Origin of the sequence: Flavobacterium longum (assembly GCF_965137575.1) — a bacterium.
GTDB classification, from domain to species: Bacteria; Bacteroidota; Bacteroidia; order Flavobacteriales; family Flavobacteriaceae; genus Flavobacterium; species Flavobacterium longum.
Window position 1 is genome coordinate 253231 of the sequence record NZ_CBCRZJ010000001.1, and the last position, 26404, is coordinate 279634.

Sequence of the window (26404 nt, forward strand, 5' to 3'; positions counted from 1 at the left end):
AAACAGGGAGTCTCATCCTTAACATTTCACGACAGTTCTTCCATCGTGATGAATTCGTGCCGCAGCGCGTACAAGACTACGCCGATGAAGTTCTTGGTGTTTGTTTTTTCCATGATGCGCTTTCGGTGCGTATCCACGGTTCGGATGTTGATCGACAACCGGTCCGCAATCTCGCCACTGCTCATTTCCTGCGCGGCCATGCGGATGATATCGATTTCCCGTCCCGTCAGCGCGGCAATTACTTCCACGGGTTTTGTGGGCTTTTTCTTTTCCCACAAAATGGCTTCCCGAAGGACTTTTCCGAGTTCGGTACCGAAGTAAAATCCGTTTTCGTGTAGCGTATTGATGGCGTGTTCGAGCTGTTCCGGGTCTGAGTTTTTCGTGAAATAACCGTCGGCGCCCAGTTCCATGATTTTGTGGATGCTTTCCTTTGTGGTCAATTGCGACACGACGAGTATCTTGATTTCCGGATAATACTGCTGCAGCGTCCGGCAGGTTTCAAACCCGTTCATTTCGGGCATTTGGATGTCCAGCAAAACGAGGTCAATCGGATTGTCTTCGAGCAGTTCCAGGAAAATGCGGCCGTTGGACGCCTCGATGACTACTTTTGTATTCTGGAAGGAATTGATCATCAGCGCCAGGCTTTTCCTAAAGAGTTGGTGGTCGTCCACGATGCCTACTCGTAACATTATTTCTTTCTTTTAAGGGTGATGAGAAAATCATTGCCGTTGCCCGGCGGCTGCTGGGTCAGCGTCGCACCAACCACTTTAAGCCGGTCGCGGATGTTTTTTAGCCCGGCGCCCGATCCCGTGGCCAATAGTGCGAAGAAATCGAAAGGCCGTCCGTCGTCCAGAATCCTTAGCGAAACCACGCCGTCTACATCGCGGCCTTCAACGGCAAAGAACGTCGCGTTGCCGTATTTGAGCATGTTGGTCGTGAATTCCTGTACAGTGCGGAAAAGCTCGTAAGCGATTTCCTGCGGCAGTTCGCCGATTTCCCCGTTGGCAGAGAAATTAACCGAAGTCTTGGGCGCCAATCGTTCAAAATAGTCGTTGATGGCCGCCATCAGCCCCAGCGTATCGAGTAGCGGCGGCATCAATTTATACGACACTTGCCGCGTGTTCTGCAGGGCATTTTCGACGCCTTCGCGCAGTTCGGCCCAAATGGCGGGTTCGACTGATGCTTCTCCCGTTTTCTGCAGGATCGACAAGTAATTCCGGATGGCCACCAAATCGCCCGATACGCTGTCGTGCAAGTCTGCGGCAATCCGCCGGCGCTCGGCATTCGCCGATTCAAGCGACACCAAGAGCAGGTTTTCGGCTTCTTCGCGCTTCATCCGGGTCATGTAGTTCTTGTAGAACGCCGCCAGGAAAATAAGTACGAAGGCCAAAAAAAGCATGATGCCCGTTCCTAGCCAGAGTACTGAGGTGATTTCTGTTGTCCGATCCAAATTCCGAAAATTATTAAAATGTCAGCTAATAGACTGAGTACAATATTTATGATCCAATACTTTGACATTTCTTTTGTACTGAATACAAAGTCCGTCATCAAAAAAAGAAAGAGTGTTCCAGAAAAATACAGAATGAAGGCCGAAATGAAAAAGAATTCCGCACTTTTCCATAGCGTGTCCAAATCCATATTGCTGAAAATGTTTTTGAACCAAATGACTGAACCAATATAAACCAAGATTGTCTCGAGCATTGACAACCATGAATCAGTCTTTGGCGTTCCGCCCATGATCCAATGTGTCTGCAGACCAACAAACGTCAGTAGAAAAGCCCACAAAAGGACTAAGTAAATTTTCTGGTATTTCTTAGCTGATATTCGACGAAAAAACAAAAATATACATACAAACTCCAACAGAACATAAATCTTAAACCATAGGGTTGTATGTATGTTAAGCCAGCGGGTGCCGATAATCTCGTACAGAGCGCCAAAGGCTATCAAAATAAAATATTCCTTTATTTGGGGAAATTTGACGACTTTATTTCTGCTATAATGCAGCCAGAGGTATATTGCTGGTATACCTGCGGCTAAAAACTGCACATCGATTACAACTTCTTTATACCAAGTCATCGCTACGGAGACTAATCACATAAAGGACTTGAGTGGTCGCACTCCGACGGACAGGCAATTGTCCGCTCCAAAATCAGCCCATCGGTCATATCCCGTTCGGCGGTATTCACACCTACAATTACGAGATTCGTTTTGTCATCGACGCAATCATATCCATTGTACATCCGGATCCCGATGCAGCCTTCCTGCGCCAGTATCGCACCCACTTTTTCACAACCTGCAAAGTAGCCTTTTATGGAATCGGGGTATTTTTTACGGAAATCGAAAACGAAAGTCTTTGCTTCTTCGAGTGTGATGAACTCGCCGGACGTAGGGGTAATTGCCATGGTGTTATGTTTTTAAGGTTTCAACGAATTTAATGGCTATGATACTAAAAAAAAATAAGTATTTCTACTGAATTTGTTACGTATTTTTACGTACAAAACCGCCCAAAATCGAATATTGCTGTCTTGCAAGTCGTTGCGTTCGAAAAAATGTTCGCTGTTTGAAATCATAGCGCTGGCGGGAGAAAATCCCTATCCTGAGTCGCTCGGTTTTAATTTTTGCACAATCGGAATTTGCGTAGCCGACTGATGGGCAGCTGCAACAATTCCTACAACAGTGTTTCGGGGTGTACGTAATTTTACGGATTGGGCTTTGCGATTAATTAACTGTTGCGGTATCGGCCGTTATCTTTTGTTTCCTATCTTTGGAATAAATCCTACTTATGGCCACGGCTGACGGCATCCGCAACGGTTCGCGCGAGTTCAATCAATCGCAGTCTTTCCTGCGTTCAATCCTTAATTCAACTTATTATGGCATCGCCAGCTATCAGGCCATTACCGATGAAAGCGGACGCATCGTAGATTTCCTGATTACCTACACCAACGCGGAGGTACCACGCAATTTTGGGCTTACGCCGGAACAAGTCATCGGGAAAACGTGCCGCAAGGTTTATCCGGGCATTTTCGAGAACGGTATTTTCGAGAAATTGGTCAAATGCATGGAAACCGGCGTCACCGAGCGCTACGAGATTTCCGTTTCATACCGCGGCGCGGACGTTTGGCTGGCGGCGGCGATAGAAAAAGTGAACGATTCGGTGACGGTCACCTCCAAGAACATCACCGAGGAAAAGCAAAACCAACTCTATCTGGAGCAGATGAAGCGCGCACTCGAGGAGAAGAATGCCGAACTGGAGCGTAAGAATAAAGAGTTGGAGTCCTTCAACTACATCGCCTCGCACGATTTACAGGAACCGCTCCGGAAAATCCAGTTGTTTTATAGCCGCATACTCGAGCGCGACAAAGGGCAGATGTCCGAAATGTCACTGGAATATTTTGCCAGCATCGGCAACGCGGCCAACCGCATGCAGAAACTCATCGAGGCGTTGCTGAGTTATTCCACGACAAATTTCAAGGGAATGGCTTTCGAGAAGGCCGATCTCAACGACATCCTGGCCGAGGTGAAAACGGACTTGGAAGAGGCCATTTGCGCCAAGAACGCCAAAATTACCTCCGAAACGTTGCCCAAAGTTTCCGTGATTGCTTTCCAATTCAGGCAGTTGCTGGCCAACCTGATTTCCAACGGCATCAAGTACAGCCAACAGGGCATTCCGCCGGAGATTTCCATTTCCTGCCGCGAAGTGCAATCCGAGGAAGGCAAAACCCGGAAATACTGGCAAATAGATGTGGCCGACAACGGCATTGGTTTCGAGCAAAAATACGAGCATAAGATTTTCGAGTTGTTCCAACGTCTGCATGGCAAGACCGATTTTGCGGGCACGGGCATCGGGCTGGCGATCTGCAAGAAGATCATCGAAAACCACAACGGCTACATCAAGGTGAAGAGCGAACCGGGGAAAGGGTCGGTTTTTTCCGTCTTCCTGCCAGCCAAATAATGTAATTCGACGGGCGAATAGATGCATTTCATCGATTAAATGTGACCGTATAACCCCCGAATGAGGAATATCGCTACTTTTAACGCCAAACACAAACCATGAATGCCAATGCTTCCATAGAAATCCTGTTGGTTGACGACGACCTCGACGACCGCAACACGTTTCAGGACGCGTTGTCCGACCTGAAAATCGCGACAAACCTGACGCTTCTGGAAGACGGCCGGCGTTTGCTGGATTACCTCCAAAACCACCGCAAACCCGATTTGCTGTTCCTGGATTTGAACATGCCGTATAAGTCTGGCCTGGAGTGTTTGATGGATATTCGCAAACACAGCGCGTTCGACGATCTTTCCATCGCCATTTATTCTACATCGTCCACCGAAAAAGATGTGGAAAATACTTTCATTTACGGCGCGAATGTATACATCAGGAAGCCCAACAATTTTGCGGAGCTCAAACGCGTGCTGGGCGAGGTCGTCAACATGAATTTCCAATTCCAGCATTCCGGGCTCAACAAAGACACATTCTTACTCAGTTTATAAAATTCTCTTAAGATTCAAACCGTATCCGCGTCACTTGCGCGGATTTTTTTATTTTTAGGTATGACCAATGAATCTTTTGACGTGGCCATCATCGGCGGTAGTATCGCCGGATTGTCGGCAGCCCTGACGCTCGGACGCTCGTTGCGCCGCGTTGTCGTCATCGATAGCGAAACCCCGTGCAACCGGACTTCGCCCTTTTCGCACAATTTTATCACGCACGACGGCAACACACCGGCTGAGATTGTCCGTCAGGCCAGGGCGCAAATCGCGGCGTATGAAAACGTGATGTTCCTGAAAGATTTGGCGGTCGATGCGAAATATGTTGATGCTGTTTTCCAGATCGTCACGCAATCGGGTACCGTCATCCGGGCCGCACGCGTCTTACTGTGTACGGGTTTGACCGATCAATTGCCCGACATCCCGGGGTTTCAAGACTGCTGGGGCATTTCAATCCTGCATTGCCCATACTGCCACGGCTATGAAGTCAAGGGAAAACGCACGGCTGTATTGGCCAATGGACAGGCGGCTTTCCACGTGACAATGCTCATCCGGAATTGGACGGAAGATATTGTGTTGCTCACCAACGGCAGATCTGAATTGCGCCCGGAGGAAAAAGAGGTTTTGGACGGTTTGGGCGTGGCGGTTATTGAAACCGAAGTGTCGTCGCTGGCGCATCGAGATGGCATGATTTCAAGTATACGTTTTGCCGACGATTCGGTTTTGGAAACCGTGGCCATGTATGCGTCAGTACCGTTTGCCCAACAAAGTAATCTCGCCGAAATCCTCGGTTGTAAAATGACGGCGAAAGGCCATATCGAAGTCGATGCGCTGGGCCGGACAACGGTTTCGGGCGTATATGCCGCCGGAGACAACACCGCCGAACACCGCGCCATTGCTGTTGCTTCCGCCGCCGGTACGGTAGCAGGTTTCACTATCAATGCCGACCACGTCGTTCCGCAGTTGCAATCATAGTTGAATTAAAGTCCGGACAAAGCAGTCCTTTCTTTCCGATTTACTTCTTCACGAAAGCTGCCTCGTAGGCCGCAATCCAATCGGCAACGGTGATTTTCTGCGCCAGTTTGGCAATCAAATCCAACGGGATGTCATCCACTTTCTTGAACCGGATGCAACTCTTGCCCATATCCAACTTGTGTTTGGCGTGTTTCGAGTAGGCGGCCACGAACCAATCGAGTAGCTCCTGATTGGCATATAAACCCATGTGGTACAGCGCGATAAAGTTTTTTTGCGATGCGATGCTGATGAACGGCAAGGGCAGTTTAGGGTCGCAATGGTAGCCTTTCGGGTAAAGCGCATGTGGCACCGAATAACACAGCATCCCGTAACCCATGCCTTCTGTAAAACCTTCTGGTAAGTTGTCCAAGATGGCTTGTCTTAACGAAAGCACAGCCGCTTTCCGGTCGTCTGGCAGGTTGTCCAGATAATCCTGAGGGGTTTTGGCGTCGGATGTCATGATTTAAAGTTTAGGTCGATAAAACTACATTTTTTTTACGATTCCCATAAAGTTAACGCCGTCCAAAAATCGGTTAAACCCAAGTTAAACACGTCGGAGCAGGACGTATGAACGCTTCGGAAGCGCTATCTTTAAGAAACACAAAATCCAAAGCCATGAAAAAAGTAATTTTTACCGCATGCGCCGTGATCGCCATTTCCTTGGCGGGCCATGCCCAGACCACTCGTGACGACGGCCAGGCAGACATTGACGATAAAATCCAACAGGAACCGCCGCGCGAGCCGCAACGCCAAGTCGAGAAAGCGGCCGCTCCGGCTACACCGGCCCAGCAGAATGCGCAAGCGCAACAGCAGGCCGAAGAGAAGCGGAAAGAGGAAGTGGAGCGTGCTACCGGCCAACCGGCAGAGAATCCGGCCAAAAAGACCAAGGTCGTCCCCGAAGCCCGATTGAGCCAGCCCGATTCTAAACGTTTGAAAACCAATTAAGCCTCATTTAGAGGCTTTTTTCTTGCGCGGTTGAAGCCGCTGCCTTATTTTTATAGAAAAACAAATATGAAGAATACCTTTCTTTTACTCGCTACCATCTTTGTTATTGAGGCGTACAGTCAGGAATTGAAACCCGTGGCGTACGCAGACGGCGCGCAGAAACTCAACGGCATGGCCATCGTGCCGCAGAAGTCTAAGGCCAACAAACCCGGTGTCTTGATCCTTCCGGCATGGTACGGCATCCAGCAACACGAAAAAGAGGTCGCCAAAAAATTGGCTGAACTGGGCTACTATGTTTTCATCGCCGACATCTATGGCGAAGGGAATTACCCTAAAGACAACGCCCAAGCCGGGAAACAGGCGGGGTATTACAAACAACATTATGAGGATTACCAACACCGTATCGGCTTGGCGCTGGACCAGTTGGTGGCATCAGGCGCGGCCAAAGACAATATTGCGGCCATCGGGTATTGCTTCGGCGGAACCGGCGTGCTTGAGGCCGTCCGCGGCAAAATACCGTTGCGCGGCGTGGTATCGTTCCATGGCGGGCTCGGGAAAGATGCGACCCGGAAAACAGAAGAGACATCGGCAAAGGTACTTGTCTGCCACGGTGCCATCGATCCTTACGTGCCTGCGGAAGAAGTCGCGGCGTTCCAGAAGGAAATGAATGAATCGGGTGCAGACTGGCAAATGATTTATTACGCCGACGCCGTTCATGCGTTCACCGAGCCGGCGGCCGGGAATGACAATTCTAAAGGCGCAGCTTACAACGAAAAGGCCGACAAACGTTCCTGGAAACACATGTTGGCGTTCCTGGACGAAATCATGAAGTAATCCTGATGACTTTTATTTGTGATGGTGTGCTGATTTTTTGTTAGTTTTATCCGCAAAGCATTTCCCTTTATGTCGAGAAGCCCGGTTAGAACAGACAAGACCTGCCTGAATTGTCACCATGTCGTGCAAGAGCGTTTCTGCCCGAATTGCGGACAGGAAAACATCGAGACCCGGAAAACCTTCCATCATTTGTTCATCCACTTTTTCGAGGATTTAACGCATTACGAAAACGCGTTCTGGAAAACCATCCGCAACCTGCTGCTGCGGCCCGGAGCGCTCACGAAAGTTTATTTGTCGGGGAAGCGCATGTCTTACCTGGCGCCGGTCCGGTTGTATATCTTCATCAGTTTCGTTACGTTTTTCATTGTGGCCATGTTGCCCGAGGAAAAGCGCGATGATGTGGTCAAGGTCAAGAATGACGGGAAAGGCTGGACGTTCGATTCCGGCACTGAGGAGGAAAAACGCCAGCGGGATTCCATCACCAAAGCCGTGCAGAAATCCATCAAGGGATTTGGCGGGGAAAGCGCCGACCGAGATATTTTCGGGTACAAATCGCTCCGGGAATTGGATTCGATCCAGAAGTTCGGCAAGCCAGACGAAAAGCTCACGGAAACCGAATACGGCTACCTGCGGAAAGTATTCGAGTTGATGCAAAACAACACCCGTAAACAACTCAAGGAGAAGTTCTTTGATGCCTTGTGGCACAATTTCCCAAAAGCGCTGTTCATTTACATGCCGATTTTCGCCTTTATCCTTTGGCTTTTCCAGAACAAACGGCGTTGGTATTATTTCGACCACGGCATTTTCACGTTGCATTATTTTTCGTTCCTGCTCTTGATTTACCTCATCGCAGAATTGGTCAACTGCATTTTGGGCCTGACCGATTTCTGGTTGCTTGATGTGCTCAATAACTTGATTGCACTGGTGTTGTTCGTTTACGCGTTCTATTATTTCTTTCCGGCGCACCATCGTTTTTATGAGGAAACACGCACGATGACCGTCGTCAAAGGCGGCTGTATTTTCGTCATTAACATGATATTGTCCGGGATATTGATGCTTTTCCTTTTGGTCTATACGTTTTTAAATCTTCACTAATGAGAAAGACATTCACCATTGCGTTGCTGCTGTTTTTCGGCTTCGGCGGTTTCGCACAAGCTAAGTTTGACGCAGCACCCGCAAAATATATGGAAACCATTACGGGAGCCGATCTTAAGAAACACCTTGAAATCGTTGCTTCCGATGAAATGGAAGGCCGCGAAACGGGCTCGGCAGGGCAGAAGAAGGCCGGAAAATATTTGATTTCACAATACCAGGCCAACGGTATTTCGCACCCGAAGCCTGCCAGGGATTTTTACCAGTTGGTGCCCGCAGCGTTCCTCAATGCGAAATACAACGAGAATCTGCCCGATTCGGAAAACATCTGGGCGTTTATCGAAGGTTCCGAAAAACCTGATGAAATACTGGTCATTTCTGCGCATTATGACCATGTCGGGATGAAAAATGGCCAGGTCTATAACGGTGCCGACGACGACGGTTCCGGAACGGTGGCGCTCTTGGAAATGGCACAGGCGTTTGCACAGGCTAAAAAAGACGGACGCGGCCCAAAACGCTCCATCCTGTTTTTGCATGTCACGGGCGAAGAACACGGCTTGCACGGTTCGCGTTATTATTCCGAAAATCCCTTATTTCCGCTGAAGAATACCATTGCCGACATCAATATCGACATGATCGGACGCCGCGACACGATCCACAGCGGCACCAACAACTATATTTATGTCATCGGGTCGGGAAGGCTTTCCACGGATTTGTACAACGCCGTAGAATTCGGCAATGCAAAGTCGGGCAACCTAATGCTCGATTACAAATACGACGACCGCAACGATCCGCAACGGTTTTACTTCCGGTCGGACCATTACAACTTCGCGAAACACGGCATTCCGTCGGTGTTCTTTTTCAGCGGTGTGCACGAGGATTACCACCGCCCCGGCGACGATGTGGAGAAAATCGAATTCGACGCCTTGGAAAAACGTACCCGTATGATTTTTGCCGTGGCTTGGGCGCTGGCCAATGCAGACAGCCGTCCGGTCGTGGACAAAGACGGAAAGTGATTATTGGTTTAAATGTTCATTCTTGACGATTTGGATTTTCCCGACTTCAACGTCTGCCGTATTGTCTTTGGCGATGATGACGCCGAGTATTTTCATCGGGATGGCAATGCCTTCGGGCGACTTCCGGGCTTCTTCTACTAAATGTTCAAAATTCATTGGGTTGACGACGATGCTGTCGCCGGGGTTGACCTTGTGTTCGATGATGTAGTCGCGCAATAAGCGAACTGATATTTCCTTTCCGAGGGTGAATTGTTGTGACATGGCTGTTGGTTTTCTTATGAAGTTAGCCATAAATCATCGGAGGTTCATTCAGTTTAAGTTATTATTAATAAAAAAGCCCCGGATAAACCGAGGCTTGTAGGCGCATGCGAATCCCAAATATCCGCAAGGCTTTTATTTAGCGGCGCTTGGATCCGGCAAAAATCAGGATCACCAACAGCACGATGCAAACAATGATTGCGATTTCCATAAAATCGTCGTCTGGGGTAATCAAAGCTAATATATTGCGGCATCGTAGGAAAGTCCAGCATCAAAAAAGCAGTATTTTTACCGACAAAATTCAGTAGAAATACGTACAGAAAATACTTACATCGAGATGTTGGAAAACAAAAAAGCCCTGAGTTTCCTCAAGGCTTCTTTTCGGGTGAATGACCGGGTTCGAACCGGCGACCCCCAGAACCACAATCTGGTGCTCTAACCAGCTGAGCTACAATCACCGTCTGGTTTTATGGGCGCAAATATATTGCAAAAGGTTCAGTTGGCAAAAGGAAAAATGCAAAAATTAAATCAAATCTCCTAAACTCTTGACGGCCACGTGCCTTTCTGTCATGAAGCCTTCGGCGTGATCAGTGCCAATCAATCTGCCAAGGTCTTGCGTGCGGTAATGCAGGCTGTCGAGAAAGTTCTTGGTGGCGATCGGCGTTTCGGGTTCGTTGGTTTTCGGATCATAGAATTGCGAACTGTACGCCAAGATGGCCCGCTGTTTAATATCTGTGAAACCCGTAATGTCCACCACGAAATCGGGTGTCAGGTTTTTCCACTGGATATAATGGTAAACATGTTTCGGACGCCAGGTTTCCTGCGGTTTTCCGTCGTCCTCGGTTTCAATTCTCCGGAGCCCGGATAGGAAGCACGCGTCGGACACCAATTGGCTGCCTTTCGGATGATCGATGTGGCGGTCGTCCACGGCATTGCACAGCACGATATCGGGCCGATATTTCCTGATCATGCCGATGATTTTTATTTGGTGCGCTTCGTCGTTTATAAAAAAGCCGTCGCGCATCCGTAGGTTTTCACGGACAGACACGCCCAGGATTTCGGCCGATTTCGCAGCTTCCGCATCGCGGATGTCGGCGCTACCGCGTGTACCAAGTTCGCCGCGTGTCAGGTCTACGATGCCGACTTTCTTCCCAAGGGAAATTTCTTTTGCGATGGTGCCGGCGCAGCCCAATTCCACATCGTCGGGATGCGCGCCAAAAGCCAGTATATCGAGTTTCATCGGAGTATTTTTTTCATGGTTAGCGCCTTGTTGGCGGTTTCTTCAAATTCCTTTTCGGGGTTGCTGTCCTTAGTGATGCCGCAACCGATGTACAAATGTGCAGTTTTTTCGTGTAATTCCATGCACCGCAGATTCACGTACAAATCGGCTGAATCAGGCGTAATGGTGCCGAGAAAACCGCTGTAGAACTTGCGATCATAGCCTTCGTGCTGGGCGATGAATGCCATCGCCTCGGCTTTTGGATAACCGCAGACGGCTGGCGTCGGGTGCAGCACTGTGACGATGTCCCGCAAATGGGCATGCGGCGCGAGTTGGCCTTCGATATCGGTTTTGATGTGCCACAGATTCCCAGCCCGCGCGGTGTATGGTGCCGAGGTTTTAAGGTCAGCCGTGTGTGGCTGCAGTCCGTCGATGATGAAATCCGTGACGAATTGTTGTTCGGCACGTTCCTTTTCTGCCCATTGGACTGACTCGTTGCCGAGAAACGCCTGCGTACCGGCCAATGCTACGGTTTTAAAATTTCTATTTTCGATCTGGATCAGCCGCTCCGGCGTGGCGCCCATCCACATTCCGGTTTCCGGATGGAACCAAACATAACGGAAAGCGTTCGGGTAAGCCGCGAACATTCGGGTGAAATTAGACTGAAATCCATCGGAAATGGCCACAGTTTCGCGGCGTGACAACACGACTTTCGCGAACGTGCCTTGCTGGATTTCAACGACGGCCTTAGAAACGATAGATTCAAAGGGCGCTTTGGCTTCAGTCGGTTCAGGCCATAGGATTTCTTCGAATACTCCGGATTCAGCCACGATAGCCGTCGAATAGACATCTGATGCATCGGCAGGAATAAGCAGCCGGCTATTGCCATCGAACGAACAAAAAATAAAACCGGATCGGGTAAAATCTTCAGCAAAATGGATATTTGCGTCGCGCTGGAAATACGCCGTTACGGTATTGTTTCCCGGAGTGGCGTACATCGTGAACGGTTTATTCAACTGCAGGCATGCATCGGCCTTTTCCCAAATCCAGTCCAATACGCTCATGGCTTTTTCGGTAAGACGATGTTGGTGAGTTTGCAGTGCGACACGAGATTGTCCTGTTCATCTACGATTTTTATTTCCCATAAATGCACCGTTCGGCCTTTGTGCAAGATTTGTGCGGTGCCGAAAATCATGCCTTCGCGTTTGGCCTTGACGTGGTTCAACGATAGCTCAATACCACGCACTTCCTCGGTTTCCGGGTCGGCATACATCATGGACGCCGCGCTACCCACGCTCTCGGCCAATGCCGCCGATGCGCCGCCGTGGAGCAAACCCATCGGCTGGTGCACGCGCGAGTTAACGGGCATGCTGGCTTTCAGGAATCCGTCGCCCGCATCTATGAATTGAATGTCAAGGGTTTCCATCAGGGTGTTCTCGCACCAGCGGTTGCATTGCTGCAGGATTTTTTCTTTGTTGGACATGGCGTTTGGGCTAGTGGCGTAAAATTACAAAAAGCTTGTGGGTTGCACAACGCATCGGCAAATTGGGATATATTTGTATTTAATCGTTATTTTCGTCGGGTGAATCAGCCCAATGCGGTTATACTTTAAATCCACTTTATGCGTTCTGCCTTTAAAACCATTCACTTTATGCGCCTGATATTGACTTTGTTCATTGCCGGCTTCATCGTTTCACTGTCGTCGTGCCGCAAGGATTTTGACTTTGAACCAAGTTCTGGAAACCTACGTTTTTCACGTGACACCGTTTATTTGGACACGGTGTTCACGAACATCGGTTCCAGCACCTACACGTTAAAAGTGTATAATAAGAGCGACAATGACATCAGCATCCCGCAGATTAAATTGGGCAAAGGCGTCGATTCCAAATACAGGATTACCGTGGACGGCATGACAGGCGATGACAACCGTTTGTTCGAGAATGTGGAGTTACTGGCCAACGACAGCATGTACGTGTTCATCGAAGTCACCGCCGACGTGGCTTCGGCTAACCCGACGGACTTTTTGTATACGGATCAGATCGAGTTCGGCGTTGGTACGGGCATCCAAAAAGTTGAGTTGGTGACGCTCATTCAGGATGCGGTTTTCCTGTATCCGCAGCGTTTTGACGACGGATCGACCGAAAGCATCACCATCGGTGAGGACGAAATCTACGGGTTTGTGCTGGATCATGCAGACCACAACGACGAATACCATTTTACCAACGATAAACCATACGTCATATACGGTTACGCTGCCGTTCCCAATGGCGAAACCCTGACGATCGATCCCGGCGCGCGTGTGCACTTCCATGAATCTTCGGGGATTTTGGTCGGGCAGGGCGGCGCGATACAAGCGAACGGTGATTGGTCTTTGACGGATGCGCAGGAAAACCAAATCATCTTTGAAGGTGACCGGCTCGAACCAGGATTTGCAGACATTCCCGGCCAATGGGGAACAATCTGGATTTCTCCTGGCGCTGCGGCGAGTTCGTTTAACCATTGCACGATCAAGAACGGCATCATCGGGTTGTATGTGCAGAACAATCCGGCGGGCGTGTCCATTAAGAACACCCAGATTTATGACCATTCGCTTTATGGCATCTGGGGACAAACTGCCACGATTACGGGGGAAAACGTCGTGGTCAATACCGCCGGCAAAGCCACGTTGAATTGTTCTTTCGGCGGAAATTACCAGTTTACACATTGCACTTTCAACAACAATTGGCCGAGTTCGAGCCAGTTTGCCGTGGCCATAGACAATTATTTATTGGACGCCGATGGCAATCCGGTGCCGCAGGACTTGATACTGGCCGAATTCCGGAACTGCATCGTCTGGAGCTCGAATTCACGGGCGTTCGCGTTGTTCAAGAACAGCAATGCAGCATTCAACCCGAAGTTTGACCATTGCCTGTTGAAGTTCAACAACACCGGGTTTGAAAGCGATCCTTTGTACCAGTTCAACGACAATGTATTCTATGTGAATATCGTGCGCAACCAAAACCCGAATTTCTGGGATGTTACCCGCAACCAATTGAATATCAATGATAATTCAGGCGCCATCGGTGTCGGAAAACCGGAATATACGGCGCTGGTTCCCAACGACATTTTGAATGTGACGCGCGTGGGCAGCGATGCGGGTGCGTACCAAAATGCCGCGCCGTAAAGTGATTAAATTTGTAGTACATATTCTACAAATCAAATCAACAAAGTACTACGATTCCTATGGGCATAAACACTAACTTTGCCTTAGGTTTTCGCAGGAAAGCCAAGTCACACGGCAGGTTTCTGCGTGTGGTACGCCCCAAACTTACACGACATACTACGCGCTTTCGAGCGGTGCCTTTGGCTTTGCATGATGCTTTACCCTTGACGGAAAAGTGTCACGGATAACCCTAAATCTCGCGCACTTGGAACTATTCAAGTTTGAACAAAGGAAGGCCATCCATTATGCCTTGTTGTCGGCCATCATTTTGTTGCAGTTGCTCGTTGTGGCCACATGGTACAACGAAACCCGTTTGTCTGAAGCCTTCAACAAGATGGCTGCCGCAGACAGTATGTTGAGCAACTCCAACAAGGTGAACTTCGCCCTGATTGCTTCGCAAAAACATTTCAACGATTACATTACCCATAAAGATGACGCTGCTTTGGCCCGCTATGCACAGGAGTTGGGCAAGGCCGATTCGCTGATGGCCACATTGGGCCATACCATTAAGGACAATCCTGATTTCCGGCGGTTGACGCGTCAGAAAGACAGCGTGGCATCCGAACTGCGCAGGTTGAAAGCTTCGATAGATTCTATCGTGGACGGGCATATCGGTGGCCGTGGCGGCGACTATCCGCAGCGTTTTGACCTGCATGATTTCGGGTCGAAAAAAATCCTGGACGACATCGAAACCAAAACGTATGTCAATGTAAAGGAAGCCCAGCGTAAGGGTTTTTTCTCGCGCATTGCCGATGCGTTTTCCGGGAAAACCGCTGTCAAGCAGGAATACATCAATACCGTCGTCAAGATCAAATACAACGATAAAATCCTGACGGGCGACGTCGAGAAACAAATCGGGACGGCGATGGAGCTGTCTGAAGCGCATTACCGGAAGGAATTTGCAAGGCTCAAACAAAACTTCTCGAACGTCCGCCAGTCTGACCTCGCCCTGATGCGCATCAACAACCAATTGCTGGTGCTTACCGCAAAGCTCGCTGCGGATTACAACGCATCAGGTTTGCTGCCGAACGACGGCAAAGATGTGCGGTCACAATACGCATCGGCGCGTTCGATCCGAAATTATTCAATTGTGCTGATCATATTGCTGATGATGGCGATTTCGGTCATCTTGTTCAAGTTCACACGCATCGCGTTCGACTATGAGGCGCGTTTGCGGGAAGCGCAGGAAAAGATCAGCCGCAGCCTTGATTTCAAGAACAGGATTACGGGCATGATCAGCCATGAAATCCGGTCGCCGCTCCACATCCTGTCGTTGTACAGCCGGAAGGCGCGCGAACGGGCCAAGGACGATGCGTCGGCTGAAGTATTCCGCGACATCGAATTCACTACGCAATCCTTGCTGATGCTCTCGCAACAAATCCTCGAATATTCCCGGGATGAAAATCGCCCGCTTGCCTTGGCCGAAAAACCTTTCCACATCAAGGCCGAGTTGCAAAACATTATGGAATCTTTGGCGACGATGACTGAAACAAAAGGCAACCAATTGAAAGTCGACTACAACTTGATGGAGTACGAGGTGACGTCCGACGCCGCTAAAATCCACCAATTGTGTTACAATATCGTGGGCAACGCCAATAAGTTTACCGAGGGCGGCGTGATTTCGGTCGGCATCACAACGCAAAGCGTGACGGATTTCGAAGTTGACCTGAAGGTTGTGGTGTCGGATACCGGCGTTGGCATCGCATCCGACGATCTGGCGCACATTTTCGATTCGTATTATCAAGGTACGGTTTCTAACGACGTCAATGATCTCGGCGTTGGCTTGGGCTTGAACATCTGTCGCGAAATCGTGGAATTGTTCGACGGCAACATTGCCATCAGCAGCGAAGAAAATAAGGGGACGATTGTGACGCTTAATCTTGTACTGGCGCGTACGTAAACCAAATTTTCCATGAAAGCAACGGAATCCTACCATTTTTTGATTGCCGATGACCACAGCGTCGTGCGGCAAGGTTTGTCAGTCGTCATCCGGGAATTGTACCCGACGGCCAAAATACTGACATCGTCCAATTTCCGCAATACGCTGCAAATCGTCAAGGACATGGCCATCGATTTGCTCATTCTGGACATCAGTTTCCCCGAAGGCAGCAGCCTGAACATCATCGGCGAAATCAAGAACCTGCAACCCGACTGTAAAATCCTGCTGTTCACGGGCCACGACGAAGACATTTATGCCATGCGTTTCCTCAATGCGGGCGCCACAGGTTTCCTGAACAAAGGCGGCAGCGAGGAAGACATCCGTCAGGCGTTGCACAGCATGATGGTTTCCGGGAAGTATGTCTCGACCAACGTGCGCAATAAAATACTCGATTCGTACATCAACAAATCCCCGATCAATCCGCTCGAGAAACTTTCGGCGCGGGAAGTGGAAGTGGCGCGCCTGCTCGTGAAAGGCTTCGGCAACCTGGAAATCTCCGAAATGCTCGACATCCGCAAAACAACGGTAAGCACTTTCAAAAACCGCATTTACGAAAAACTCATGATCGACAACCTGGCCGCACTCATTGAACTTTTCAGGCTGTATTCCGGAGAGCAATCGTCGTAATAATTCTACAAAACGCGGTGAAGAATGCTACAAATAATACCGGCGGCAGGGTATATATTTGACCTACCAAAACAACAACCGTGAACAACCCTTTGGCCAGAAATCCGCACCGGGAAACTGATGTGCCGGCGCTGAAAACCGACCGCGAACAACAACTGGTGAATTTATTCCAGACGGTGTTCCACAATTTGCGGACGCACGTCGGGAACATCCGGGTTTTGTCTGACATGGCGCGTAATGAACAACATCCGGACGAACGCGACATGGCGCTCATCCATTTGGGTGTCGTTACCGAGGATTTGACAAAGACCATAGACGACATGGCCCGGATTGCCTTTGTATGCGATGGTGGCGAAATCGAGACGGAAAATCTGTTGCTCAAGGATTTTATCGACCGGATGGATTTTGTCTTCAACAGCCATGGCCGTCCGGCCCAAGTCGCGATTGTCAATCGGGTGCCGCGGGAAGTGACGGTGCATTTCAACCGGGCGTATCTGGAGAGCATTTTACTGAATTTGTGTGCCAATGCCATAAGGTATGCACATCCGGATCGCTTTCCGGAAATTGTGTTCGGTTGGTCTGAAGTAGATCACAACAAGGTTTTGTCTGTTGCCGACAACGGTTTAGGGATCGACCTCAAGCAGCACAGCCAAACCTTGTTCGGTCTATACAAGACCTTTCACCAACATGTGGACGGTGGCGGATTGGGTTTGTATATCACAAAATACCAAGTGGAAGCCATGGGTGGGCACATTCATGTGGAAAGCGAAGTTGACCAAGGGACAACTTTCTATATAAGGTTTCGCGCGCTTAACGAAACTTTTGTTTAACGATGAGGTAGTTATTTCCGGGTAAGTGGCTTGAAAAGGTGGTTTTTCACTAGGGTTAATTCGCACTTTTTGCTCCTTTAAACAAGCAACGGATCTTGAGACAATCCTATTCTTACCCGGATTCACTGCCACTAACTCTAACCAAGCCAAAAGCCATCGTCACGATGGCTTTTTTATTTGCTCAACTTCAACAAAAGTTAATTTTGTCTAATATTTTCATAAAAAGGTTAAACAAAAATATTTTTAGTTTTAAGTTTACATCACTAATCCAAAAACAATCATTTATGAAGACGATTAAACAAAAGGCAATTGCTCTTGTCGCTTTCCTGGCCTTAGGCGTAACAGTAGGCTGTAGCGACGATGACGAAACACAATCAAACTCGATCACAGGCATCGCGTCAAGAAATGCCAACTTGACTTCGCTGGTGGCTGCGTTAGAAAAAACAGGGTTGGACGAAACGTTGGACGGATCGGGTCCGTTTACGGTGTTCGCCCCGACCAATGCAGCATTTGACGCGTTCCTCGACGCAAACGGATTCGAAACACTCGATGACGTTCCAGTAGCGACTTTAAAGGAAGTCTTGCTGAACCATGTTTTGTCTGGGGAAGCCACATCGGGCTCGTTGACAACTGGCTATGTAAAGACGTTGGCCAAAGGCAGCGCTTCATCGACCAACACATTGAGTATGTTCATCAACACCAGTGGCGGCGTGACCATCAACGGTGGCTTGAGCAACAATGGTGCTGCTGTAACTACGGCTGATGTAGATGCAAGCAACGGTGTCATCCACATCGTGAACGGCGTCATCGGTTTGCCGACGGTAACCAACCATGCCATCGCGAATCCTAACTTTTCGATTCTGGTTCAGGCCTTGACCCGTAGCGATATGCCTGACTTTGCTGGAATTCTGGGCGGCACTGCCAGTTCACCGTTTACTGTTTTTGCCCCAACCAACGAGGCGTTCGGATCGTTGCTGACCGAATTGTCATTGCCAGGGTTGAGCGCCATACCGCAAGCTACTTTGGAAGAAACTTTAAAGTATCACGTCGTGACCGGTGCGAATGTTTTGTCGACGGCTTTGACCGACAACATGTCTGTGGGCACTTTCTCAGGCGAGAGCTTCACCATCAACCTTGAAGGTGGCGCGTCAATCACTGATGCCAACGGCCGCGTCTCCCAAATCATCGCTACAGATGTACAGGCAGCAAACGGTGTTGTACACGTAGTCAACAAAGTCTTGCTTCCTACTTTATAATATAGGAGTTTGGTTTATGTGAGAAAAGGGGGAAGAAATTCTCCCTTTTTTGTTTGGTGTTCAACAATAAAAAAGAGGCCGTGAAGCCTCTTTTCGTTTGGTAAGCCGATAGGTAATCAGCAGCGATTACAATTGCAGTTGTCGCCACATTGGCAGTTTTCACAAGTGCAATTTGAGTTGCTGCATCCGTTGTTGGCGTTTTTCTTCCCGAATAATTTAATTGTTGTTTTCATGTGAGTTGAATATTATCGATTATTACAAGGCAAAGATACGTGTGCGAAACCGCGGGCGCAGTACGCAATTCGGGGGAAGATGTATATAATTTTTGGATTTAGATCTTGTCCAGCGGCCGTCGTCTCGCCGCACCCACGGCCTTGAAATGCGATGGCGTCAATCCAGTGACCTTCTTGAATTGTGCGGACAAGTGATGTACGCTGCTGAAACCGAGCTGGAATGCGATCTCCGTGAGCGAAAATTGGTCATACACCAACGACTCCTTGACTTTTTCAATTCTGAGCAGGATGAAGTACTGCTCGATGGACTTGCCTTCGACCGAGGAAAAAACATCGCTCAAATAGCTGTAATCGTATGGGATCGATGCCGTAATGAACGCCGACAGGTTGGTTTTTTGTTGTCCGATGTCGCTCAGATATTGTGCAATCAGCCGGCGGATGTCCTCCACGAGTTTGTGCAATCGCGTTTCAATGACCTCAAATCCGGCATCGGCGAGTTTTCCTTTCACTTCATCCAAAGAGGTTTCGTCGGGCATGGTTTCGAAGGCGACTTCGCCCAACGCAACGTGCAAAACAGGAATGCCCGATTGAGCAAATATTCGTTCTACCGACGAAATGCATCGCGGGCAAACCATGTTTTTCAAGACGAGTTTCGCGGTCGTGGCCATGTTGTGTGATCTTCAGCAAAGGTAAAGATTTCTACAAGGCCGAAATAAAATGGCCCGCTTTTCTGCGGGCCGGTGTTACAATGCGAAATTGACGATGGCAAGGATGAGATTCACCATGATGCTCGCCAGCAGTAAATTGTAAATCGTCTTCGGTTTTTGCTGGGACAGGATAGAACCGTTGAAGCCAACGCTCATCATCACGACCACGAACAATTGCACCATGTTGATGATGCTGTTCCCGTTTTCCAGAATGGCCATCGCAGCAATGCCGCCCACGCAACTTTGTACCAGTACGGCTATCGCGCAATTGGCGAAGAACAAACGCTCAAATTCGTCGAAGTATTTTTCATAAGTGCTCATCACATCAGTTTTTAAATTATCTGATGTAAAAGTACTTACGGCTTTGTTCGTGCTTCCTGATGTTTATCAGGCCGGCCAAAATTTAACGATGGCGAAAAATCAGTAGTTAACGTATTCGGTAATTTCCAATCCGTAACCAATCATGCCCACGCGTTTTCCGTGTTCGCTGTTGGAAATCAGCCGGATTTTAGAAATGTCGATGTCGTGCAGGATTTGCGCCCCGATGCCGAAATCCTTTAAATCCATCTTGATTTGCGGCGCTTTGTAGATGTTTTGTTCTTGTAACTCCTTCAGTTCGCCGAGCCTTGAGAGTAAATCGCCGGGTTGCAGTTCTTGGTTGATGAAAATTACCGCGCCCGCGCCTTGGTCATTGATCAGCCGGAACATGTCGTCGAGTTTTTGGTCGGCATTGTTGGTTAGCGTACCCAGTATGTCGTTGTTGACCGCTGTGGAGTTGATGCGCGTCAGCACCGGGTCGCCGATATTCCAAGTGCCTTTGGTCAGGGCGATGTGGATGTGTTTGTTGGTGGTTTGCTGGTATGCCCGAAGCCTGAATGTACCATATCGCGTCTGGATGTCAAAGTCTTCTTTCTTGACGATAAGGCTGTCATGCTGCATCCGATAGGCCACGAGGTCTTCGATGGAAACCAATTTCAAGTCGAATTTCCGCGCCACTTCCAACAACTGTGGCAAACGAGCCATGCTGCCATCCTCATTCATGATCTCGACAATGACACCGGCTGGCTTGAACCCGGCCAATCGGGCGAAATCGATGGCAGCTTCGGTATGTCCGGTACGCCGCAACACGCCGCCCTGTTTGGCAATCAACGGGAAAATATGTCCCGGACGCGCCAGGTCATGCGCCTTCGTATTCTCATCAATCAACGCCAGGACAGTCTTGGCGCGGTCGGCTGCCGAAATCCCGGTCGTGACGCCATGTCCGCGCAAATCCACCGATACGGTGAAGGCGGTTTCCATGTGGTCGGTGTTGATGTGTACCATCGCGTTCAACCCCAATTCCTTACAACGGTTTTCGGTTAGCGGTGCGCAAATCAAACCGCGGCCGTGCGTGGCCATGAAGTTGATCATTTCGGGCGTGACCTTTTCGGCGGCGGCCAAAAAGTCACCTTCGTTTTCGCGGTCTTCGTCATCGACAACGATAATGACTTTGCCCTGACGGATGTCTTCGATGGCTTCTTCTATGGTATTCAATCGGATTTCAGACATAAGGCTTGAGGGTTTTCTTGAGCTGAACCCTGTCATAAAAGTAAATAAAAAGGTAAATCGGCGCCAGCACCAAGCTGATCCAGCGGTTGACGCCAATGTTTTTTTGGAGTAATCTGGAGATTATTGACAGGTGCCGTCCGGCTTCGAAAATCGTGAAAAGCAATACCGCTGCGGCGATGACCACCAAGGACATGAACGCCGGATTTTGCTTTGTCAGCACCAATCCGGCCAACAAAACCACATTGGAAAACAGTGCGACAGCGCCATAGAACTTTTGGATTCCGGCCAGTTCTTTCACTTTGTCAAGTTGCTTGCTTTCAATCGGGTTGACGGTTTCCGGCGTGGTTTCCGGCTCAAATATATGGCCACGCGCCTCAAGGATGTTTTGCGCTTTCGCCTGATAGGCCGGCGTGTAATGCATTTTTTCCGGATTTCGGACAATGTCAAACAACTCCGTATCGGCCAGTAAGTCCAACTTCCGCCAATCTACATCTTCGCCGGTGTCTTTGCCTGCGGCTTCAGGTGTCGCGAAGACCAAGTCATTCTGCGGGAATATTTTTTTGAACGGTACGGTAATCCAATCGAAACCAATGGAAACCGACATGTCTTTGGTGGCCCGATACGTCAGCATGATGGCCAGCGGCGCCAATACCAGCGTAGACATCCAAGTGCCTAGGAACGGCGTGATGCCATTTTCCTGCGCGACTTTCTTCCCGAAGGTATTGATGAAGTGGAAGACGATGAAGATCAGCACCGCGAAAACAATCGGCAAACCGAGACCGCCTTTGCGGATGATGGCACCCAATGGCGCGCCGATGAAAAACATCAAAAAGCAGGAAAACGCAATCACGAATTTGTCGTACAAAGCGATGTAATGGTTGTTGATGTTCTTGAGTTTGTTGTCCATTTCGATTTTCGCGCCGTCCACGGTAAACGCCGTTCCCGATACGTTGCTGGCGGCCACACGGACGATTTCTTCCCTTTCGGAACCGCCAACCAGACTCAACAAATCGGGTGTTTTCTCTGCAGCCGGATTCGGTGCGGCCAGCGGCATTTTCCGCAACGCCGAAATGCCCGTACGTTGGTAGATGTTGTCGGTGAACGATACCACGTCTTTGTCATAATTCTGCCGCAACGAGTCAATCGTGTAGTTGAGTTCAGACACGTTGAGCATGGTATTGGTGTTGGTGATCTGTTCGTTGTCCAGGTCGGTTTTGTTCAATTTCGACAAATCGATATTGATGATATATTTCTTGAATGCGCTTTTGGCGAACGGCATTTTCTTGCGGTCTTCGACTTTCTTCGGCGTGATGTCTTCGTAATAATAACCGTTGTTGAGCACCATCTTCAGGATGTTCGAGTCTTCGTTGCTGATGAGTTCGCCGTCCTTGGCTTGAATGACAACAGCGTTGGTGCCCGAAACCTGGCTTGATTTCTTATGGATTGTAATTCCCGTGAGTTTGTTTCCGTTTTCGCCCGATTTCTTATCAACCTTGATGTTATAGCTGCCCACGTCCGAGAATTGTCCTTCGGCGATGGCCATGGCGGGTTTCACCTGCGCGATGTTGCGTCGGAAATTGATGAACTTGTATTCGGCATACGGAATGACGTTATTGGCAAATGCGAATGTCGCCAGGCTGAGGATCAGGATAAAAACCGAAAGCCCGCGCATGGCCCGCATCAGCGAAATCCCGGCGGACTTCATGGCAGCAAATTCATAATTTTCCGCAAAGCTGCCGAAAGTCATGATGGACGCCAAAACGATGGAAAGCGGCAGCACCAGTGGCACGACGCTAGGCATCTTGAACAAAAGAAATTTGAAGATCAACGACAGATCCAAATCTTTACCGGCCAATTCCCCGATGAAAAGCCAAACGGTTTGCAGGATGAAGATTAAGAACAGGATTACAAATACGGTCGTAAATGTAACGATGAAGCTCTTGAGGATGTATCTGTCGAGTATTTTCACCTAAAGTTAGTCTATTCTGTTGATCAGGTAGTTCGGATACTTGGCCTCGACAAAGGTAAACTGATTTTTAGACAGCGGCTGGTTGGTTTTAAAAGAATTAACAGTGAGTGTGGTTTTGGTGCCGCTGCGTCCGACCTCAATGAGGTTGTAGATGTTCTTGGTTTGGGTATCGATGCCCAGCAGGATTTCCTTGCGTTGGTCTTTCGGATTGGTCGGGACCAGTTTGATGTATTGGATTTTGCGGCCTTTCACGTTTTGGAGAATGTCCCAGGAAAACTTGTAGCCTTTATTGAAGAACGTCAGCATTTTGCTGGGTGTGATGGCATTGTCATCGTTCGCATCGAATTTGGAGATTGTGATTTCCTCGTCTTCGGGATTGATGGTGTAGGTTTTTGCGCCGTCAAATATTTTCGTGACGCCCATCAGGTTCAACACGTATTTGTTGCCTTGCAGCACGACGTTGCCCTTGCTTTCCTGGTTGATGTTTTCCTTGAAATTGTTGAGCGTGTATTTAAAATCGATAGAGATGTTTTGGTAAGATTTGATTTTCGCCGTTACCTGGTCGAGCAGGTCCTTGGCTTTTTTGTCCTGCGCCTGCATGGAAACCGACGCGAGGAGCAACAATAGGGTAGCGGTGAGGAAGTTGTTTTTGAAAAGGTTTGGGAATTTCATGTTACAAGTCATTTTGTTCATTGTTAAAAAACTGATCGAGAGATGCCAGATCGGAGATATTGACACTTCTGGCTTTGCTGCCTTCAAACGGACCTACGATTCCGGCGGCTTCGAGCTGGTCGATAAGCCTTCCGGCGCGGTTGTATCCGAGCTTCAGTTTCCGTTGCAATAATGATGCCGAGCCCTGCTGCGCGCCCACGATGACCTCGGCAGCCTCGCGGAACAACGGGTCGCGGTCCGAGATATCGATGTCAAGGCTGATGCCGTCGCCGCCTTCGCCCACGAATTCCGGAAGGAGATAAGCGTTTGGATAGGCTTTCTGTGCACCAATGAATTCCGTGATTTTTTCCACTTCAGGCGTATCGACGAACGCACACTGCACCCGGACGATGTCGTTGCCGTTGGAATAGAGCAAGTCACCGCGCCCAATGAGCTGGTCTGCGCCCTGTGTGTCGAGAATCGTACGCGAGTCTATTTTGGAAGTCACGCGGAAGGCGATGCGCGCCGGGAAGTTCGCTTTAATGATACCCGTGATGACGTTCACCGACGGGCGTTGCGTGGCGATGATCAAATGGATGCCGATGGCACGCGCCAACTGGGCCAAACGCGCAATTGGGGTTTCCACTTCTTTGCCGGCGGTCATAATCAAGTCGGCAAATTCGTCCACGACCAAAACGATGTACGGCAGGAACTGGTGTCCGTTCTCTGGGTTGAGTTTCCGCGCCTTGAACTTTTCGTTATACTCCTTGATGTTGCGCACCATGGCGTCTTTCAGGAGCGAATAGCGGTTGTCCATTTCCACGCACAGCGAATTGAGCGTGTTGATGACTTTTGAATTGTCGGTGATGATGGCGTCTTCCACATCCGGGAGTTTCGCCAGGTAATGCCGTTCGATTTTGTTGAAAAGCGTCAATTCCACTTTTTTTGGATCGACGAGCACAAACTTCACTTCGGCAGGATGTTTCTTATACAAGAGCGACGTCAGCACGGCGTTCAACCCGACAGATTTACCTTGTCCGGTAGCGCCCGCCATGAGCAAGTGCGGCATTTTCGCCAAATCGACCACGAAGGTTTCGTTGGAAATGGTTTTGCCCAGCGCAATCGGCAGTTCCATTTCGGCTTCCTGGAATTTCGTGGAACCGATGGCACTTTTCATGGACACCATCGTCGGGTTTTTGTTCGGGACTTCGATACCGATGGTTCCTTTGCCCGGAATCGGGGCGATGATGCGGATGCCGAGTGCGGATAATGACAGTGCGATGTCGTCTTCCAGACTCTTGATTTTCGAGATGCGGATGCCGGCTTCCGGGACAATTTCGTACAACGTGACCGACGGCCCGACGGTGGCCTTGATCTGGGCGATCTCTATCTTGTAATTGCGGAGCGTTTCCACAATCGTATTCTTGTTTTCCTCTAGTTCTTCCTGGTTGATCGTGATGCCGCCGGACGAATATTCCTTGAGCAGGTCCAGCGTCGGGAATTTGTAGTTCGAGAGTTCCAGGGTAGGGTCGAACAAGCCGAAATCTTCCACAAGTTTTGCAGCCAGATTTTCTTCGATGATGTCTTCTTCTGCCGCCTGCTCGATCACAAAAGCCTCGTCGTTGGTCTGGATGATTTGTTTTATTGGTTCAGGCTGCGGCGTAACCGGGGCAACGGGTTTCGGGGTCACGTCCAAACTGATTTCCGAAGCGTGCCCGATGGTCGGTTTCAAGGCTTCGCGGTCGATCTCGAATTTGGAAACCGGTTTCAGCTCAGGCTCGGGAATGTCTTCTTCGTCTTCTTCCGGAAGCGCCAATTCAGGCTTTTCGTCATCATTGACGGCATATTCCTCAAGGTTGTATTCATTTCCGGGTTCGGCCGTAGCCATCGGTTTTGCCGAAGCCAAATCGTCATTGACTTGTTTCTTCGTGCGCTCGAAAAATGACTTGACGGTATCGGGCGAAATCTTGATTTTGAAAATCAGGTAAATCACGATGCCGAAAACCAGCAACAGCATCGTTCCGGTCTTGCCCAAATAATCCTGCAGGAACAGGTTCATTTCGTAACCCACGACGCCGCCGAGTACGGGCAGCGAAGTCGCAAAAAAGCCGAACAGGATCGAGAGCAATACCACGGCAAACAAATCCCAGAACCAAATGTTCCTGAGTTTGCGAAGCGGCACGTCGAGCACCATAAATGCGCCCGTCAGGAAAAATAACTTGACAAATAAAAATGAGGCCGCGCCAAAGCCACGGTAAATGAAGAAGTCCGCGAGCGCAGCGCCGAATTTCCCGAGCCAGTTACGAGTATGTTCGCTGCGGTCGGCCAGCGCATCCACGGCACTTTGGTCGTCCTGTCCGTAAATGAAAAACGAGATGAACGACAGCAACATCGCCACGGAAACCAACACGAGCAACGCGCCGAGCAACATTTTGTGCTGGCGTGTAAATTTCCAGGATTTTTTCTCCCCGGTGTCGGCGGTTTTCTCGTCTTGCTTCGGATTCTTTACCGTTTTAGCCATAGGTCGGTGTATTTTACTGCCCGTTTTACGTGGTTTCTCAGGTTTCCAAAAA

The 26404-nt window shown here is 49.3% G+C and carries 25 protein-coding genes, 1 tRNA gene and 1 pseudogene; 12 read left to right on the top strand and 15 right to left on the bottom strand.

Features of this window, described 5'->3' with window-relative positions:
* Positions 1-26: 26 nt before the first annotated feature.
* The 3 genes from ACM9J1_RS01150 to ACM9J1_RS01160 all read right to left on the bottom strand — a co-directional run bounded on the left by ACM9J1_RS01150 (position 27) and on the right by ACM9J1_RS01160 (position 2402).
* On the bottom strand, positions 27-689 hold the full coding sequence (locus tag ACM9J1_RS01150) for a response regulator (protein ID WP_415580011.1): 663 nt from the start codon (positions 687-689) through the stop codon (positions 27-29).
* Positions 689-1450, bottom strand: coding sequence for a sensor histidine kinase (locus tag ACM9J1_RS01155; RefSeq protein ID WP_415580013.1), 762 nt, complete (start codon positions 1448-1450; stop codon positions 689-691). Before ACM9J1_RS01155 ends, ACM9J1_RS01150 begins: the two co-directional genes overlap by 1 nt.
* A 637-nt stretch (positions 1451-2087) precedes the next feature.
* Positions 2088-2402, bottom strand: coding sequence for a hypothetical protein (locus ACM9J1_RS01160; protein WP_415580015.1), 315 nt, complete (start codon positions 2400-2402; stop codon positions 2088-2090).
* A 380-nt stretch (positions 2403-2782) separates the two neighbouring features.
* On the opposite strand from ACM9J1_RS01160, the gene ACM9J1_RS01165 reads away from it, so the two are divergent.
* The 3 genes from ACM9J1_RS01165 to ACM9J1_RS01175 all read left to right on the top strand — a co-directional run bounded on the left by ACM9J1_RS01165 (position 2783) and on the right by ACM9J1_RS01175 (position 5466).
* Entirely contained in the window at positions 2783-3952 is a 1170-nt protein-coding gene (locus tag ACM9J1_RS01165) for a PAS domain-containing sensor histidine kinase (RefSeq protein ID WP_415580016.1), read from the top strand.
* Between the two features lie 98 nt (positions 3953-4050).
* Entirely contained in the window at positions 4051-4494 is a 444-nt protein-coding gene (locus ACM9J1_RS01170) for a response regulator (protein WP_415580017.1), read from the top strand.
* A 60-nt stretch (positions 4495-4554) separates the two neighbouring features.
* Positions 4555-5466: an NAD(P)/FAD-dependent oxidoreductase gene (locus ACM9J1_RS01175; RefSeq protein WP_415580018.1), complete on the top strand. Its 912-nt coding sequence runs from the start codon at positions 4555-4557 to the stop codon at positions 5464-5466.
* Between the two features lie 40 nt (positions 5467-5506).
* On the opposite strand, the gene ACM9J1_RS01180 is transcribed toward ACM9J1_RS01175, so the two are convergent.
* A complete protein-coding gene (locus ACM9J1_RS01180) occupies positions 5507-5965 on the bottom strand; it encodes a DUF1801 domain-containing protein (RefSeq protein WP_415580019.1) in 459 nt (152 codons plus the stop codon).
* A gap of 155 nt (positions 5966-6120) precedes the next feature.
* Between ACM9J1_RS01180 and ACM9J1_RS01185 the strand changes: the two genes are divergently transcribed.
* The 4 genes from ACM9J1_RS01185 to ACM9J1_RS01200 all read left to right on the top strand — a co-directional run bounded on the left by ACM9J1_RS01185 (position 6121) and on the right by ACM9J1_RS01200 (position 9392).
* The gene (locus tag ACM9J1_RS01185) at positions 6121-6450 is read left to right on the top strand and encodes a hypothetical protein (protein WP_415580021.1); all 330 of its coding nucleotides are present in this window, start codon (positions 6121-6123) and stop codon (positions 6448-6450) included.
* A 66-nt stretch (positions 6451-6516) separates the two neighbouring features.
* Complete coding sequence (locus ACM9J1_RS01190) at positions 6517-7284, top strand: dienelactone hydrolase family protein (protein WP_415580023.1); 768 nt, start codon at positions 6517-6519, stop codon at positions 7282-7284.
* A gap of 69 nt (positions 7285-7353) precedes the next feature.
* Positions 7354-8379 (top strand): DUF3667 domain-containing protein, encoded by a 1026-nt coding sequence (locus ACM9J1_RS01195; protein ID WP_415580025.1) that lies wholly within the window; start codon positions 7354-7356, stop codon positions 8377-8379.
* Positions 8379-9392: a M28 family metallopeptidase gene (locus tag ACM9J1_RS01200; RefSeq protein WP_415580027.1), complete on the top strand. Its 1014-nt coding sequence runs from the start codon at positions 8379-8381 to the stop codon at positions 9390-9392. Before ACM9J1_RS01195 ends, ACM9J1_RS01200 begins: the two co-directional genes overlap by 1 nt.
* Here ACM9J1_RS01200 and ACM9J1_RS01205 read toward each other — a convergent pair whose 3' ends face one another.
* From ACM9J1_RS01205 to ACM9J1_RS01225, 5 genes are all read right to left on the bottom strand, one after another.
* Positions 9393-9653 (bottom strand): hypothetical protein, encoded by a 261-nt coding sequence (locus ACM9J1_RS01205; protein ID WP_415580028.1) that lies wholly within the window; start codon positions 9651-9653, stop codon positions 9393-9395.
* Between the two features lie 380 nt (positions 9654-10033).
* Positions 10034-10109 (bottom strand) — tRNA-His (locus tag ACM9J1_RS01210).
* 64 nt (positions 10110-10173) lie between these two features.
* Positions 10174-10890, bottom strand: coding sequence for a bacillithiol biosynthesis deacetylase BshB1 (gene bshB1 / locus ACM9J1_RS01215; RefSeq protein WP_415580030.1), 717 nt, complete (start codon positions 10888-10890; stop codon positions 10174-10176).
* Positions 10887-11933 carry an isochorismate synthase gene (locus ACM9J1_RS01220; RefSeq protein WP_415580031.1) on the bottom strand — a complete coding sequence of 349 codons (1047 nt, stop codon included), beginning with the start codon at positions 11931-11933 and terminating at the stop codon, positions 10887-10889. Before ACM9J1_RS01220 ends, bshB1 begins: the two co-directional genes overlap by 4 nt.
* The gene (locus tag ACM9J1_RS01225; RefSeq protein ID WP_415580032.1) at positions 11930-12352 is read right to left on the bottom strand and encodes a PaaI family thioesterase; all 423 of its coding nucleotides are present in this window, start codon (positions 12350-12352) and stop codon (positions 11930-11932) included. The genes ACM9J1_RS01220 and ACM9J1_RS01225 overlap by 4 nt, the downstream gene beginning before the upstream one ends.
* A gap of 168 nt (positions 12353-12520) precedes the next feature.
* Between ACM9J1_RS01225 and ACM9J1_RS01230 the strand changes: the two genes are divergently transcribed.
* The 5 genes from ACM9J1_RS01230 to ACM9J1_RS01250 all read left to right on the top strand — a co-directional run bounded on the left by ACM9J1_RS01230 (position 12521) and on the right by ACM9J1_RS01250 (position 18723).
* Positions 12521-14032: a hypothetical protein gene (locus tag ACM9J1_RS01230; protein WP_415580033.1), complete on the top strand. Its 1512-nt coding sequence runs from the start codon at positions 12521-12523 to the stop codon at positions 14030-14032.
* Positions 14033-14276: 244 nt separating this feature from the next.
* Positions 14277-15971 (top strand): sensor histidine kinase, encoded by a 1695-nt coding sequence (locus ACM9J1_RS01235; protein WP_415580034.1) that lies wholly within the window; start codon positions 14277-14279, stop codon positions 15969-15971.
* 12 nt (positions 15972-15983) lie between these two features.
* Positions 15984-16637 (top strand): response regulator transcription factor, encoded by a 654-nt coding sequence (locus tag ACM9J1_RS01240; protein WP_415580035.1) that lies wholly within the window; start codon positions 15984-15986, stop codon positions 16635-16637.
* 80 nt (positions 16638-16717) lie between these two features.
* Positions 16718-17467 carry a sensor histidine kinase gene (locus tag ACM9J1_RS01245; protein ID WP_415580036.1) on the top strand — a complete coding sequence of 250 codons (750 nt, stop codon included), beginning with the start codon at positions 16718-16720 and terminating at the stop codon, positions 17465-17467.
* Positions 17468-17751: 284 nt separating this feature from the next.
* Complete coding sequence (locus ACM9J1_RS01250) at positions 17752-18723, top strand: fasciclin domain-containing protein (RefSeq protein ID WP_415580037.1); 972 nt, start codon at positions 17752-17754, stop codon at positions 18721-18723.
* A 331-nt stretch (positions 18724-19054) separates the two neighbouring features.
* Here ACM9J1_RS01250 and ACM9J1_RS01255 read toward each other — a convergent pair whose 3' ends face one another.
* The 6 genes and pseudogenes from ACM9J1_RS01255 to ACM9J1_RS01280 all read right to left on the bottom strand — a co-directional run bounded on the left by ACM9J1_RS01255 (position 19055) and on the right by ACM9J1_RS01280 (position 26352).
* Complete coding sequence (locus tag ACM9J1_RS01255) at positions 19055-19624, bottom strand: AraC family transcriptional regulator (RefSeq protein WP_415580039.1); 570 nt, start codon at positions 19622-19624, stop codon at positions 19055-19057.
* A 75-nt stretch (positions 19625-19699) separates the two neighbouring features.
* Complete coding sequence (locus ACM9J1_RS01260) at positions 19700-19984, bottom strand: hypothetical protein (protein ID WP_415580040.1); 285 nt, start codon at positions 19982-19984, stop codon at positions 19700-19702.
* A gap of 99 nt (positions 19985-20083) precedes the next feature.
* On the bottom strand, positions 20084-21211 hold the full coding sequence (gene ribB / locus ACM9J1_RS01265) for a 3,4-dihydroxy-2-butanone-4-phosphate synthase (protein WP_415580041.1): 1128 nt from the start codon (positions 21209-21211) through the stop codon (positions 20084-20086).
* Positions 21212-21761: 550 nt separating this feature from the next.
* Positions 21762-23180: pseudogene (locus ACM9J1_RS01270) on the bottom strand (LptF/LptG family permease); the annotation flags it as partial.
* A gap of 6 nt (positions 23181-23186) precedes the next feature.
* Positions 23187-23852, bottom strand: coding sequence for an outer membrane lipoprotein periplasmic chaperone LolA1 (gene lolA1, locus ACM9J1_RS01275; protein ID WP_415580042.1), 666 nt, complete (start codon positions 23850-23852; stop codon positions 23187-23189).
* A 1-nt stretch (position 23853) separates the two neighbouring features.
* A complete protein-coding gene (locus ACM9J1_RS01280; protein WP_415580043.1) occupies positions 23854-26352 on the bottom strand; it encodes a DNA translocase FtsK in 2499 nt (832 codons plus the stop codon).
* Positions 26353-26404: the final 52 nt, after the last annotated feature.